Here is a 12,445-nt window from a genome sequence, read left to right as displayed (position 1 = left end):
ACAGACTGGTCTCACGCAGCCTGAGGAGGTTTATATGCACACTATCGAACAGATCTTTATTAACGGCGAATTTGTTACCCCGCACGGTACCGAGTGGTTTGATTTGTACAACCCGGCGACGGCGCAGGTTATGGGTCAGGTTCGCCTGGCGGATGAGGTTGACGCTGAACGCGCTATCGCGGCGGCGAAAGCGGCGTTTCCGGCGTGGTCGCAGACCACAAAGCAGGAACGCATCGCCGCGCTGAAGCGCATGCACGCCGCCGTGGCCGCCCGTCACGATGCGCTGCTGGACGCCATTGTCGAGGAGTACGGCGCGCCCGCCTCGCGCTCGGCATGGATGGCCAGCTATCCGGCAGAGGTGATTGCTCAGGCCATCGAGGCGCTGGAGGCGTTTGAGTTTGTCACCCCCGCAGGTGCCGCAACGGTGCAGATGACGCCGCTTGGCGTGGCCGGGCTGATTACGCCGTGGAACAGCGATGCCGGGTTTATCTGCGGCAAACTGGCGGCCGCGCTCGCCGCGGGCTGCACGGCGGTGATCAAGCCGAGCGAAATGAGCGCCCTGCAAACGCAGATTGTCACTGAAGCGTTGCGCGATGCTGAATTACCGCCAGGGGTATTTAATATCGTCACCGGACGCGGCGAGACGGTGGGCGAGACCATCAGCCGTCATCCGGACGTGGCAAAAATCTCGTTCACCGGTTCCACGAATACCGGCAAGGCGATCCTGCGCAACGCGGCGGAAAGCTTTAAGCGCGTAACGCTGGAGTTGGGCGGTAAATCGCCGACGATCCTGCTGGATGATGTGGATCTGGCGCAGGCGATCCCGCTGGTGATCCAGGCCGGGTTTATGAACAGCGGGCAGGCGTGCGTGGCCGGGACGCGCATTCTGGTGCCTTACTCGCGCAAGGCGGAGATCGAAACCGCGTTGGCGCAGGCCGTGGCGGCGGTGAAATCCGGCGACCCGCGCAACAGTGCGACAGACGTCGGCCCGATGGTCAGCGAAAAGCAGTGGCTGCGGGTGCAGGGCTATATCCGCAAAGGAATCGAAGAAGGGGCGCGCCTGCTGGCGGGCGGCGAAGGACGACCGGACGGCACGCGGGACGGCTGGTTTGTGCGTCCGACGCTGTTTGCCGACGTGAACAACCGGATGACGATTGCCCGTGACGAGATTTTCGGCCCGGTGCTGTGCGTGATCCCCTATCGTGACGAGGCGGAGGCGATCGCCATTGCCAACGACACCGAGTACGGCCTGAGCGCGATGGTGCTGGGCGGCGATGTGGACCGCGCGCGACGCGTGGCACAGCAGATTGTTTCCGGTCGCGTACTGGTGAACACCCTGACTCATGAACCGAAAGCGCCATTTGGTGGCTTCAAACACTCCGGCGTGGGGCGCGAGATGGGCGAGTGGGGAATTCGGGCGTTTATGGAGCCGAGGTCGATGGTGGGCTAAAACCCGCCCGGTGGCGCTGCGCTTACCGGGCCTACATGAGCCGTAGGCCGGATAAGCGCAGCGCCATCCGGCACAACGCTTCGCTCCTTGCCGAAGCATTGTGCTTTTCCCTCCTGCATTCTCTCCCCAACATCACAACGGAGAGAAAACCATGATCGCAGTCCTTTTCGAAGCCAAAGCCGCGCCTGCCCATCAGGCGCGCTATCTTCAGCTTGCCGCAGAGCTTAAGCCGCTGCTGGCGGACATCGACGGCTTTATTGATATCGAACGGTTCCAGAGCCTGACCACCGACGGCAAAATCCTGTCCCTTTCCTGGTGGCGGGATGAAGAGGCCGTCCGCCGCTGGAAGCAGAACGTCTTTCATCAGGCGGCGCAGGCCGAAGGGCGGGCGTCGATTTTTTCTTTCTACCGTATTCGGGTGGCGCAGCTGGTGCGGGAATACAGTTCCGAAACCGGAGGGCACGCGGCGTGTCTATCCTGACTCAGTACAGCGACCATGCGAATCACCTTATTCTGCTGACGGATGATGATAAGCTGGCCGCAGAGATCACCGAACCCTGGGCGGCCCATGCTTAAGACGAGTTTACCCCCCGATAACAGCGCGATGCTGGAAAAGGCGATTGCCGCGGTGGCGGCTGCCATGGCCGATCCGTCGCGCGTGAAGATGCTCTGTGCGCTAATGGACGGGCGGGCATGGACGGCCACCGAACTGAGTGCGGCGGCAGACGTTGCGCCGTCGACCGCCAGCGGGCATCTTGCCCGGCTGGTTGAAGGGCAGCTAATTACCTGCCTGTCGCAAGGGCGGCATCGCTATTATCGTCTTGCCGGGCACGACGTGGCGGCGCTGGTGGAACAGATGATGGGGCTTTCGTGGAGCCGCATTACCCCGCCGGAAACCAGCGCGCCGAAAGCCATGCGTGAAGCCCGGACCTGCTACGACCACCTCGCAGGCGCCGTGGCGGTGCATATCTATGATTTCATACAGGCGGAAGGCTGGCTGGAGGCTGACGGTTCCGCATTGACACTCTATGGCCGGGAGCAGTTCCTGGCGCTCGGTATTCCGTTAAGCGCGCATCCCCGCCGGAAGGCCTGCTGCGCCTGCCTGGACTGGAGCGAGCGACGGTTTCACCTGGGCGGAGAAGCCGGTGCGTTGTTGCTCGACCATCTGGAAAGTAAAGGCTGGATCCAGCGGGTGGCGGGGTATCGGGAGGTGGTGGTGACGGCGTCGGGGAAGGCCGCTGTAAAAAGACTTTTTAGCCGCTAAAAATGCCCGGTGGCGCTGCGCTTACCGGGCCTACGTGTACATTTCCTCCAGTAACACCTTTCGCAATTCCTGCGCTTTAACTTCTCGTTTCTTGATAGTTACCCTGATAACTATTATCTTGACCGCGTGTAATGAGAGGTTTCCCCATGAGTGAAGAAGAACTGTTCTGCCGCAGGCCGATGGGCATGCGGATGGCGATGATCGTGCGCCAGTGGCGTGCCGTCATCGACGACGCCATTCTCGATACCGGGTTAACCCAGTCGAGCTGGACGGTGATGATGCAGCTTCATCAGCTCGGGGATAACGTCTCAATGAGTGAGCTTGCGGAGGTGCAGGGCATTGAACTGCCGCCGCTGATGCGCACCCTCACACAGCTGGAAAAACAGGGTTACCTGCTGCGCACCACATCGCCTTATGACAAGCGCATCCGGCTTCTGACGCTGACGCCTGAGGGAAAAGCCATATTAAAAAGGCTCACTCAGGTGATTGAGACGTATCAGGCGCGCGTATCGCAAAACATCGCGCCGGAACATCTCGACATTTTCAGCGCCACGTTGAACCAAATCGCCTGCAATTTGCGGACAATCCGCGAAGAAGATAACAAGACCGAAAAATAATGACCCCTGAACAAAAGTTTGCCCGCTGGGTAAGGGTGAGTATTGCCTCTTTCCTGCTGATGTTTGTCTACTTTATCGTCGCGGATATCTGGATCCCGCTGACGCCGGACTCCACCGTGATGCGCGTGGTGACGCCGGTGTCTCCGCGCGTCTCCGGCTACGTGGCGGCGGTACATGTCCATAACAACAGCCAGGTGAAGAAAGGCGATCTGCTGTTTGAACTCGACGACACGCCGTTTCGCAATAAAGTAGAGGCGGCGCAAATCGCGCTCGAGCAGGCACGCCTGTCCAACGAACAGCTGGATGCGCAGATCGCCGCCGCGCAGGCCAGCCTGAAAACCGCCGTGCTGACCGCGCGTAACGACAAAGTGACCTTTGATCGCTACCAGAAACTGAGCACCCTGCAGAACGTCTCGCAGGCGGATCTGGATAAGGTTCGCACCACCTGGCAGAGCAGCGAGCAGTCCGTCAGCACGATTCAGGCCAACATCCGCAACCTGCGCATCCAGCGCGGCGAGCGGGATGAGCAGCACAACGTGACGCTGCAAAAATACCGTAACGCGCTCGATGACGCGGAGCTGAACCTCGGCTGGACGAAGGTCTACGCCCAGGCGGACGGCACGGTCAGTAACCTGCAGCTGAGCCCGGGCTTCTACGCTTCCTCCGGTTCGGCCGCGCTGGCGCTGGTAAACAACCAGACCGATATCGTGGCCGATTTCCGTGAGAAGAGCCTGCGCCATACCCATCAGGGCACCGATGCGGCCGTGGTGTTTGACGCCTTCCCGGGACACGTTTTCCGCGCCCACGTCACCAGCAGCGACGCGGGGATCCTGGCCGGTCAGGAGGCCGTTAATGGCCAGCTCTCCGAGCCGGAAACCTCCAACCGCTGGGTGCGCGATGCCCAGCGCATGCGCATTCACGTCTCGCTGGACGAGCCGCTGCCGAAGCATCTGCCGACCGGCGCCCGCGCGACCGTGCAGCTCTACAACAGCGAAGGGCCGTTTGCGCGCTTCTTCTCCGGGATGCAGATCCACCTGGTGAGCCTGCTTCACTATGTCTATTAGCACCCTGGCGCGAGTATTTACCCCGCACGGTAACATCGTCTACACGGCAAACGACTTTCGCCAGACCCTGCGCATCGTCTTTGCCGGGATGATTGCGCTGAGCATCTCGAGCTTCTACAACACCCGCTACGGCGTGTTCTTCGTGGTCTACCCGATCATGCTGCTGTCGCTGGTGCCGGTGTTTAACCGCCACGTGGCGAAGCAGTTTATCTTCAGCGCATCGCTTAACTGCGTCGAAATGGTAATTATCATCGGCTATTTGTCGCAATGGCCGGCGATCATGACGCTGGTGGTCTTCGCCCTCTACGTGATGCGTTTTCGCTTTATGAGTAAAGGGCCGCTGTTTTTGTTCGGTTCGATGGGCGTGGTGTGCCAGAGTGTGATGCTCAACTTTATGAGCTACCCCACCACCAACTGGCATACGCTTTTGTTCTCGAACATCGAAGCCAGCGTGATGGCGGTGTGCCTGAGCGCGCTGATGAACTACCTCCTGCCGGACGTGGAGCCCCGCAAGCCGCCGCCGCTGATTGAGAAAGACGATGCCCGCGTGCGCCACGAGTCGCTGCTCTCCGGCAGCGTCGCGACGATGATTTTCGTGGTGTTTCAGATTAGCGACTTAAGCGATTCGCTCTCGGCGCTGATGGCAGGGATTCTGATCCTGTTCCCGATGCACTATCGCGGCGCGGTGATGAGCTCCATCTGGCGCGTGGTCGGCGTGGTGCTGGGCTGCCTCTATATTCTGGTGGTGCAGCTGATCCTCTACGATCACAGCAGCCATATGCTGTTGATGATGCCGCTGATCGGCCTTGGGCTGGCGTTTGGCGCGCGACTCCACGTGATGGAGAAGGTCGGGGCGGGCGTAGGCTTCTCCAGCATCACCACCATCGGGATAATGTTCGGGCAGAACATGCACCCGGACACTGACCTGGTGTTCAGCGATCTGTACCGCATCACCTCCGTTACCTTTTCGCTGGTGGCGACGCTGACGATGGTCTTTCTGATGCACCTGATCCTCAACCGCTTCGAGGCGACGCGCTACGTCATCGCGCCGCCCAAAGTAGATTAATGTCCCAGCACGGCAGGCAGCTGCGAGAGTAAAAACAGGATCAGGCCAATCGTCCCGCCCACCAGCGTACCGTTGACGCGGATAAACTGCAGATCCTTGCCAATGTTCAGTTCAATCTGGCGGGACATGTCTTTGGCGTCCCAGCTTTTGACCGTGTCGCTGATGTGGCGGGTCAGAAACGCCGCGAAATCCGGCGCCACGCGATGCGCGGCCTGCTCCAGATGCTCGTTCAGCGACGCCCGCAGGCTGGCGTCGTTAGACAGCGTTTCGCCAAACCACAGCCCGGCGTTGGCGATGCGCTGCTTCACGCGCGAGTCCTCACTCTGCATATCCGCCTTCAGCCACTGGCGCAGGTCGGCCCACATCTCCCCCAGATAGCGGTTAAACGCCTCGTCGTTTTTCAGGTAGTGCTTAATGTTGTCGGCTTTTGCCGCCATGTCCGGATCGTTTTTCAGGTTGTCGATAAGCTTCAGCGTGGCGCGGTCAAACGCCTGGCGGATCTGGTGCGTGCGGTCGTGGCTGATATCGTCCAGCAGCGTGTTGACCGCGTTCGATACCATCTCCGCGCTTTGATCGCCCAGCCACTCGGTGGGCAGCACCATCGCCTTGCGCGGGTGTTCGGTCTTGAGCCAGTGGACGATCTGGTCGGCAATAAAGTCCCGCGTGCTTTCCCGCTGAATCAGGGTAATCAACCGGTTGATGATGGCGTCCAGCAGCACCTGGTGGCGGTTGTTTTTGGTCATACTCTCCAGCATCACGGCGCTGGTTTCGGTGAAGTCGACCTTGTCGATGGCCTTATGCACCGCGCGTTTGAGCAGGCGCTGAATGCGCCCGTCGTCGGTGAGTTCGAGAAAACCGCTCATCACCTGCATCAGATGCAGCCCGACGCGCTGGGCGTTGTCGGGCTTGCTGAACCAGGCGCCAATCATCTGTGCGGGCTCATAGCGGCGGATCAACGCCACCAGCGACTGGGTATCCAGAAACTTCTCCTGCACGAACTGGCCGAGATTGTCGCCGATCCGGTCCTTATTGCGCGGGATGATCGCCGTATGGCGGGAGATAAAGGGAATCGGCACCCGGCGGAACAGCGCGACCACCGCAAACCAGTCCGCCAGCGCGCCAACCATTGCCGCCTCGGCAATGGCCTTGACGCCGCGCACCCAAAAGGTCTGCGGCAGGAACAGGGTGGTGATAAAGGCCGCGGCGGCAATCAGCAGCAGCGACAGCGCCAGCAGCTTGGCGCGTTTGAGTTCAGCTATTTTTTCCATGGGTTAAGGATAGAGGCAAGTGAACCAAAAGTGCAAAACTGGTGAAAGGGTAGACGCAATCTCTGCCTGAACACACGGCTTTTATATAAAAATTATATACATCAAAATTATCTATTATTAATTTTTCTATATTTTTTGTGCTTATTTATTTTGGACGTCATGTTTTGTGACCGTCGTAGTCATTTTAACGCTCTTGTTAGTCATAAGATAAAGGACTATTTATGAAAGGAGACGGTAATGATGACATGGGAGTATAAAGTTTCGACGGGGGTATTGAGCCATAATGGTGAGTTTGTTGCTAACTGCTACAGCGGTGCGGGTGAATCGAAAGATAAGCCAGAGTGTGAAAGTCAACGAAACAGAGGCCCCATTCCCAGAGGTATTTATTTTATTGCCGGGTGGAATAATCATAAAAGTGCAGAGGCCATTATTCTTGAGCCTATAGCGGGGACCAATACCTTTGGTAGAGATCATTTTCAAATTCATGGTGATAAAAAAGGTCAGCCACCAGGATCAGCATCAGCTGGTTGCATCATTATGAACGGCCAGGACAAGCGTCATATGATTTATGATTCGGGTGATACAATACTGGTGGTGCGATAATGAAGTGTATTATTGCGCTATTCTTCTTGTGCTTACCGATGGGGTTATTTGCCAAAAACCACACTCCTGAACAGATCTTGCAGATGATAAACGGCAAAGGCGCCAGGCATGTTGTTGCACAATTATATGCTAATGATAGCGATGAGTCGGAATGGTGGAATCATGTTATCCCAGAGATTAGCAAAGGAAATCAGAAATGGTTAGCTGTCGCGAGTGCGCTTGAGCCGGGCGTGGACGCCAGTACGGCTGAAGATTTAAAAGCAGCGCTTTCTGAAGCTATCCCTCATAATCCTGCAGGCGTTTTAGCCATTTTAAAAGACGATAAGCCGTTACTCACTATTCAACAAATCTGTGCTTTTGCCAGTTATCCAGAAACGGAAGCAGAGGGTAATAAGCTCTTTGTGGATTCAATCAGGGAAATGTTTAAAATAACAACCCCGCAGGGTAAAAGATGTCTCGCTGTTATGATCGCGACTGTTGAACACTCTGTTCCATTCGATAAGGATATGTAAATGGCCATTCCGGGATATATGTCATTAACTGACGATGCGGGTAATAGCATAAAAGGCAGCGTGAAAGTTAAAGACCATGAAAACCAGATTGAGGTTTTAGGGCTCTATCATAACGTAAGCTATAATTCTGACCTGCATAATGGCAGAGCATTGAGCAAACGCCAGCATCGTCCCTTTCTGATTGAGAAAGAAATAGATGCCTCCAGCGTTTTTCTCTATAAAGCACTCAGCACGGGCGGTACGTTCAGAAAAGCGACTATCGACCTGTACAGAATCAATGATGCCGGTCAGGAAGACATCTATTTCACGATAACGCTGGAAGCGGTGAAGGTCGTCACGGTGTTTTCATTAATGCATGACGTGAAAGAGACTTACCATGAAAAACAGGGGCATCTTGAGCTTGTTTTGCTTCGTTATGAAAAGATAACCTGGCATTACCGTGACGGTAACGTTATTCACATGGATGACTGGGATTATCGGTTAGGGGCATAGAAAACGGCTGATAAGATTCTTTCATATCACCCGCCACATCACCCACCCGCCAAACCCCATCAGCACCACCCCCGCCGTGCGCTCTATCAGCCACAGCGCACGGCTGAGCTTCTGCTGGACCGCGGGCAAACCCATCAGCGTCACCAGTGCCAGATCCCACGCCAGCACCACCGTCACCATCCAGACGCCGCAGGTTGCCTGCTGAAGCAGCGTCACGTCCGGTCCCAGTAGCGCCGTCATCAGGGCCAGATAGAACAGCGCGTTCTTCGGATTAAGCAGCGCCGAGCCGAGCCCCAGCAGGATCTGCTTGCGCAGCGAAGGGCAGCGCTGACGGGTTTCATTCAGCCTCATCGCCTGCGGTTGGCTGCGCACCAGATGCGAGCCGATCCACAGCAGGTACAGCGCCCCGCAAAACTCTATCAGCGTAAACAGCCAGGCAAACTGCCGCAGCGCGCTCCAGCCGATAATCACCAGAACAATATAAAGCGCGTTACCCGCGGCGATGCCGACGCACAATCCGGCGCTGCCGCGCAGTCGGTAGCGCGCCGCGTAGCCCACCAGCAGGAAGAAGTCCGGCCCCGGGCTTAACAGGGCGACAAAATGCGCCAGCGCCAGGGCGAGAAAAGCGGAAGGGAAGAACAGTTCCATAGCAACCTCGGTTAACAATCTGAGGTCAGGCTACGGTGATGCCAACGTTATTTATTGTCAGATATTGATCGGCCCGTCGCGTACTGGCGCGGCGTGGCGGCGGTATAGCTGACGAAGGTCTTATGAAAATGGCTCTGGTCGGCAAACCCGCTCTGGTAGCCAACGTCGGCGATGTCGTCCCCGGCACGCAGTCGCGCTTTGGCGAACTCCACGCGGGAGATGTTGAGGAAGCTGCCCGGCGTCAGGCCGGTATCCTGCCGGAAGGTGCGGATCAGCGTCTCCTTGCGCAGCGAGAATCGTTGGGCAAGTTCGTCAAGCGAAGGCGGTGCGGCCAGGTCGGCAAGAAACGCCTGCCGCACGTGCTGGCTGGTTGAGCGAAGCGCATCTGCGTTTGCCACGCAGCGGGGCAGGGCTGAAAGCAGCGTGTCTACGGAGGCAGGCGACATTGCCTCAACAATATCCAGGTAGCGCTTAAAGAGCGCAGGGTCGCGAATCACCTGTAACGCCTGAGGAATATCGGTGTCGATATAGAGCATATGGTAGCTGCGCGGTTGCCCGGCGACGGGGTTGCAGCTGTGCGGCGCAGAGGCCGGGATCACAATGAGGTCACCGGGGTTAAGGATGTATTCTCTGTCATGGCACACGCAGCAGGTCTGGCCTTCCATAATCGCGCCGATAGAGAGCTGAGGGTGACTGTGGCGTTTGTACGGCTGCGTGCTCTGCCACGTGCTGCGCAGCTCAAGGCCTGAGGCACGGTAAAAAGTCTGCCGGATGTGTCGGGTATCGGTCATATGAACTCCTTCTGGACGTTTTTTATACCACGTCAGCGAACCGTCTTGCAGCGCTTCATTAAGAACCTTCCGGATATACCCAACTTTACGTCCACAGCCAGTCATGTTGACTACCCTTAATACCCTAAGCGGTAAAACAAGGAGATTCGACATGGCTTATCAGACAGTAAATCCTGCCACTAACCAGCTCATCAAAGAATACCCCTCGCATACCGACGCGGATATCGACGCGGCGCTGAAAGCGGCCGATGCGCTTTACCATTCGGACTGGGCGAAAGGCGACATCAATCAGCGCCTGCCGGTGCTGCATAAGCTTGCCGATCTGATCGACGAGCGCACCGAGGAGCTGGCGAAAATTGCCAGTCAGGAGATGGGTAAGCTCATCGAACAGAGCCGTGGCGAAGTGAAGCTGTGCGCGCAGATCGCCCGCTACTACGCCGACAACGCGAAGCAGTTCCTGGCCCCGGTGAAGTATCAATCCGAACTCGGGGAAGCGTGGGTGGAGCATCACCCCATCGGCGTGCTGATGGCCGTTGAGCCGTGGAACTTCCCGTATTACCAGCTGATGCGCGTTCTGGCGCCAAACCTGGCGGCGGGTAACCCCGTTATCGCCAAGCATGCCAGCATCGTGCCGCACTGCGCCGAGACCTTTGCCCACCTGGTGCGTGAGGCGGGGGCGCCGGAAGGGGCGTGGACCAACCTGTTTATTTCGTCCGAGCAGGTGGCGAACATCATTGCTGACGATCGCGTGCAGGGTGCCGCATTAACCGGCTCCGAAAAAGCCGGCAGCGTGGTGGCCGCGCAGGCGGCGAAGCACATCAAGAAATCCACCCTTGAACTGGGCGGTAACGACGTGTTCGTGGTGCTGGACGATGCGGACCTGGACAAAGCCGTCAGGATTGGCGTGAATGCGCGGCTCAACAACGCCGGGCAGGTCTGTACCGCGGCGAAGCGCTTTATCCTGCATGAAAAGATTGCCGACACCTTCCTGAGCAAATTTACCGAGGCGTTTAAGCAGGTGAAGATTGGCGATCCGCTCGACGAAAGCACCACGCTGGGGCCGCTGTCGTCGAAAGATGCGCTGGAAACGCTGACCAAACAGGTCAACGAGGCGGTGAAAAACGGCGCGACGCTGCACTATGGCGGCAAGCCGGTGCAGCGTGAGGGGAGCTTCTTCGAACCGACGATCCTGACGAATATCTCGCGCGACAACCCGGCGTACTTTGAAGAGTTCTTCGGCCCGGTGGCGCAGATGTACGTGGTAAAAAACGACGACGAGGCGGTCGCGCTGGCGAACGACTCACACTACGGCCTGGGTGGGGCGGTATTCAGCCAGAATATCGAGCGCGCGAAAAAAATGGCGTCGCGGATTGAGACCGGGATGGTGTATATCAACTGGCTCACCGATACCGCGCCAGAGCTGCCGTTCGGCGGCGTGAAGCGCTCCGGTTACGGACGCGAGCTGTCGGATCTGGGGATCAAAGAGTTTGTGAACCAGAAGCTGGTGGTGGTGCGTCAGTAAGAGGCCATAAAAAAAACCTGCCAGCCGGCAGGTTTTTTATGGGGTTATTGCACTACGATCTTGTCCCAGCCGCTTTTGAACATGCAGCTGTCAACCAGCGTATCCCGGCGATATTCATTCGCGTCTTCAACCGTGTAGCTCGTGGAAATATCCTTTTTCTTTTTCGATTTGTCCGTTTTTTCCGAGCTCGAACCGGTCACCACGTTATCCGGGGGAAGATCGATCAGCGCCTGCGCTTCGCATTCCGTGAGCTTTTTATTCATTTCCGCATCGCTGACGCCCGGTTTCACCCATTTGTACTGGACGCAGCCGGTGAGCATCAGCGTGAGGCTCAGAACGCAAAGCGCGGTCATGCGGTGTTTCATCAGAAGGTGACTCCACCGCCTACATATGCGCCGTCAATCAGCGTGTGGCCAGGGCGGCCGTCCTTGCCATCAACGCTCACGTGGCGGTAACCCACTTTCAGGGTCACAGGCGTAATTGGCGTCCAGCTTACGCCGCCGTTGGCTTCCACGTAGTTTTTCACGCTGTTGTTCAGCCCTTCTGGCGCCACGTAGCCTTCACCGTACACGTGGATGCTGTCGGTCAGGGCAACGTTCACACCGCCGCCGATCGGGAACGCCACGCCGTTATCGCCTTTCTTCGGGCCGATGTAAATGGCTTTAGCACCCGCATTCAGCATCACCGGGCCCACTTCCAGGTTGTAGCCTGCGCCCACGCCGCCGGTCTGGGTACCGTCATCGGTGTTTTTAAGCCAGTTGCTTTCGGCATACAGGCCGGATGAGGATTTCCCCATCTCGAGGTTGAGGTTGGTAAAGTTTTTACCCTGCTCAATGCTGCCGCCCATTGCCAGAGCGGAACCCGAGAGGGCGGTCAGAGCAGAAAGAAGAAGGATATTCAGTTTTTTCATGTTTTATGCCTCGTCATTAAATTCATCTGGGGGCACCTTAACAAGCGATGTTTATGACTGCAAATGTGATGAAGGTCGCTGTTTTATGCTGATATTGTTAACTTTTTTATTCGAAATGTTGCATCGATGTTTGATTGTCGAGGTGTCAACGCGTGATGTTCGGACGTTTAGGCACCGTTTAATTTTTTGACTAAACATAAACTGAACGAGGAAGGGATAGTGATTAGAGGTGAATTAA

The 12,445-nt window shown here is 57.1% G+C and carries 15 protein-coding genes and 1 pseudogene; 11 read left to right on the top strand and 5 right to left on the bottom strand.

The genetic code is table 11. The annotated features are described in order from the left end of the window. Window positions 1-34: 34 nt before the first annotated feature. The 7 genes and pseudogenes from C6A40_RS03795 to C6A40_RS03765 all read left to right on the top strand — a co-directional run bounded on the left by C6A40_RS03795 (window position 35) and on the right by C6A40_RS03765 (window position 5,461). A complete protein-coding gene (locus C6A40_RS03795; protein WP_058657710.1) occupies window positions 35-1,450 on the top strand; it encodes an aldehyde dehydrogenase family protein in 1,416 nt (471 codons plus the stop codon). A gap of 151 nt (window positions 1,451-1,601) precedes the next feature. Further along, on the top strand, window positions 1,602-1,931 hold the full coding sequence (locus C6A40_RS03790) for an antibiotic biosynthesis monooxygenase family protein (protein ID WP_008501327.1): 330 nt from the start codon (window positions 1,602-1,604) through the stop codon (window positions 1,929-1,931). Next, window positions 1,910-2,026: pseudogene (locus C6A40_RS03785) on the top strand (amino acid-binding protein); the annotation flags it as partial. The gene C6A40_RS03790 and the pseudogene C6A40_RS03785, both read left to right, overlap by 22 nt. Further along, window positions 2,019-2,714: an ArsR/SmtB family transcription factor gene (locus C6A40_RS03780; protein ID WP_045335574.1), complete on the top strand. Its 696-nt coding sequence runs from the start codon at window positions 2,019-2,021 to the stop codon at window positions 2,712-2,714. The pseudogene C6A40_RS03785 and the gene C6A40_RS03780, both read left to right, overlap by 8 nt. A 146-nt stretch (window positions 2,715-2,860) precedes the next feature. Next, window positions 2,861-3,331 carry a MarR family winged helix-turn-helix transcriptional regulator gene (locus C6A40_RS03775; protein ID WP_008501325.1) on the top strand — a complete coding sequence of 157 codons (471 nt, stop codon included), beginning with the start codon at window positions 2,861-2,863 and terminating at the stop codon, window positions 3,329-3,331. Beyond that, a complete protein-coding gene (locus tag C6A40_RS03770) occupies window positions 3,328-4,395 on the top strand; it encodes an HlyD family secretion protein (RefSeq protein ID WP_102135182.1) in 1,068 nt (355 codons plus the stop codon). The genes C6A40_RS03775 and C6A40_RS03770 overlap by 4 nt, the downstream gene beginning before the upstream one ends. After that, window positions 4,385-5,461 (top strand): DUF2955 domain-containing protein, encoded by a 1,077-nt coding sequence (locus C6A40_RS03765; protein WP_045335580.1) that lies wholly within the window; start codon window positions 4,385-4,387, stop codon window positions 5,459-5,461. Before C6A40_RS03770 ends, C6A40_RS03765 begins: the two co-directional genes overlap by 11 nt. On the opposite strand, the gene C6A40_RS03760 is transcribed toward C6A40_RS03765, so the two are convergent. Further along, a complete protein-coding gene (locus tag C6A40_RS03760; protein WP_045335582.1) occupies window positions 5,458-6,729 on the bottom strand; it encodes a DUF445 domain-containing protein in 1,272 nt (423 codons plus the stop codon). The genes C6A40_RS03765 and C6A40_RS03760 overlap by 4 nt on opposite strands. Before the next feature lie 237 nt (window positions 6,730-6,966). Here C6A40_RS03760 and C6A40_RS03755 point away from each other — a divergent pair, with 237 nt between their 5' ends. Genes C6A40_RS03755 through tssD form a run of 3 tightly spaced genes read left to right on the top strand, consistent with a single transcriptional unit; the run spans window position 6,967 to window position 8,336 of the window. Then, window positions 6,967-7,332 (top strand): tlde1 domain-containing protein, encoded by a 366-nt coding sequence (locus C6A40_RS03755; protein ID WP_223825734.1) that lies wholly within the window; start codon window positions 6,967-6,969, stop codon window positions 7,330-7,332. Continuing rightward, complete coding sequence (locus C6A40_RS03750) at window positions 7,332-7,844, top strand: hypothetical protein (RefSeq protein WP_045335584.1); 513 nt, start codon at window positions 7,332-7,334, stop codon at window positions 7,842-7,844. Before C6A40_RS03755 ends, C6A40_RS03750 begins: the two co-directional genes overlap by 1 nt. Continuing rightward, window positions 7,845-8,336, top strand: a complete 492-nt coding sequence (gene tssD, locus C6A40_RS03745) for a type VI secretion system tube protein TssD (protein WP_045335586.1) — start codon at window positions 7,845-7,847, stop codon at window positions 8,334-8,336. 21 nt (window positions 8,337-8,357) lie between these two features. Here the strand turns inward: tssD and C6A40_RS03740 are convergent, their stop codons facing one another. Further along, complete coding sequence (locus C6A40_RS03740; RefSeq protein ID WP_045335588.1) at window positions 8,358-8,984, bottom strand: LysE family translocator; 627 nt, start codon at window positions 8,982-8,984, stop codon at window positions 8,358-8,360. Window positions 8,985-9,031: 47 nt separating this feature from the next. Next, window positions 9,032-9,775 carry a helix-turn-helix domain-containing protein gene (locus C6A40_RS03735; protein WP_045335589.1) on the bottom strand — a complete coding sequence of 248 codons (744 nt, stop codon included), beginning with the start codon at window positions 9,773-9,775 and terminating at the stop codon, window positions 9,032-9,034. Between the two features lie 151 nt (window positions 9,776-9,926). Between C6A40_RS03735 and C6A40_RS03730 the strand changes: the two genes are divergently transcribed. Further along, window positions 9,927-11,297, top strand: a complete 1,371-nt coding sequence (locus tag C6A40_RS03730; protein ID WP_023326641.1) for an NAD-dependent succinate-semialdehyde dehydrogenase — start codon at window positions 9,927-9,929, stop codon at window positions 11,295-11,297. Window positions 11,298-11,341: 44 nt separating this feature from the next. Here C6A40_RS03730 and C6A40_RS03725 read toward each other — a convergent pair whose 3' ends face one another. Together C6A40_RS03725 and C6A40_RS03720 are read right to left on the bottom strand one after the other, a co-directional pair. Continuing rightward, window positions 11,342-11,662, bottom strand: coding sequence for a hypothetical protein (locus tag C6A40_RS03725; RefSeq protein WP_045335593.1), 321 nt, complete (start codon window positions 11,660-11,662; stop codon window positions 11,342-11,344). Further along, window positions 11,662-12,207 carry a YfaZ family outer membrane protein gene (locus tag C6A40_RS03720; protein ID WP_008501313.1) on the bottom strand — a complete coding sequence of 182 codons (546 nt, stop codon included), beginning with the start codon at window positions 12,205-12,207 and terminating at the stop codon, window positions 11,662-11,664. The genes C6A40_RS03725 and C6A40_RS03720 overlap by 1 nt, the downstream gene beginning before the upstream one ends. Window positions 12,208-12,445 lie beyond the last annotated feature (238 nt).

The sequence above is a fragment of the Enterobacter sp. GER_MD16_1505_Eko_090 genome (genome assembly GCF_003331015.1).
Lineage (GTDB): Bacteria > Pseudomonadota > Gammaproteobacteria > Enterobacterales > Enterobacteriaceae > Enterobacter > Enterobacter roggenkampii.
The sequence above is the reverse complement of the archived record's forward strand: the minus strand, read 5'-3'. Positions and strand labels throughout refer to the sequence as shown.

Bases quoted from the DNA above. Each gene is read 5' to 3' on its own strand.
- C6A40_RS03775 (WP_008501325.1), top strand. From the start codon at position 2,861: ATGAGTGAAGAAGAACTGTTCTGCCGCAGGCCGATGGGCATGCGGATG.
- C6A40_RS03740 (WP_045335588.1), bottom strand. From the start codon at position 8,984: ATGGAACTGTTCTTCCCTTCCGCTTTTCTCGCCCTGGCGCTGGCGCAT.
- C6A40_RS03730 (WP_023326641.1), top strand. From the start codon at position 9,927: ATGGCTTATCAGACAGTAAATCCTGCCACTAACCAGCTCATCAAAGAA.
- C6A40_RS03780 (WP_045335574.1), top strand. From the start codon at position 2,019: ATGCTTAAGACGAGTTTACCCCCCGATAACAGCGCGATGCTGGAAAAG.
- C6A40_RS03765 (WP_045335580.1), top strand. From the start codon at position 4,385: ATGTCTATTAGCACCCTGGCGCGAGTATTTACCCCGCACGGTAACATC.
- C6A40_RS03725 (WP_045335593.1), bottom strand. From the start codon at position 11,662: ATGAAACACCGCATGACCGCGCTTTGCGTTCTGAGCCTCACGCTGATG.
- C6A40_RS03790 (WP_008501327.1), top strand. From the start codon at position 1,602: ATGATCGCAGTCCTTTTCGAAGCCAAAGCCGCGCCTGCCCATCAGGCG.
- tssD (WP_045335586.1), top strand. From the start codon at position 7,845: ATGGCCATTCCGGGATATATGTCATTAACTGACGATGCGGGTAATAGC.
- C6A40_RS03735 (WP_045335589.1), bottom strand. From the start codon at position 9,775: ATGACCGATACCCGACACATCCGGCAGACTTTTTACCGTGCCTCAGGC.
- C6A40_RS03760 (WP_045335582.1), bottom strand. From the start codon at position 6,729: ATGGAAAAAATAGCTGAACTCAAACGCGCCAAGCTGCTGGCGCTGTCG.
- C6A40_RS03755 (WP_223825734.1), top strand. From the start codon at position 6,967: ATGATGACATGGGAGTATAAAGTTTCGACGGGGGTATTGAGCCATAAT.
- C6A40_RS03750 (WP_045335584.1), top strand. From the start codon at position 7,332: ATGAAGTGTATTATTGCGCTATTCTTCTTGTGCTTACCGATGGGGTTA.
- C6A40_RS03720 (WP_008501313.1), bottom strand. From the start codon at position 12,207: ATGAAAAAACTGAATATCCTTCTTCTTTCTGCTCTGACCGCCCTCTCG.
- C6A40_RS03795 (WP_058657710.1), top strand. From the start codon at position 35: ATGCACACTATCGAACAGATCTTTATTAACGGCGAATTTGTTACCCCG.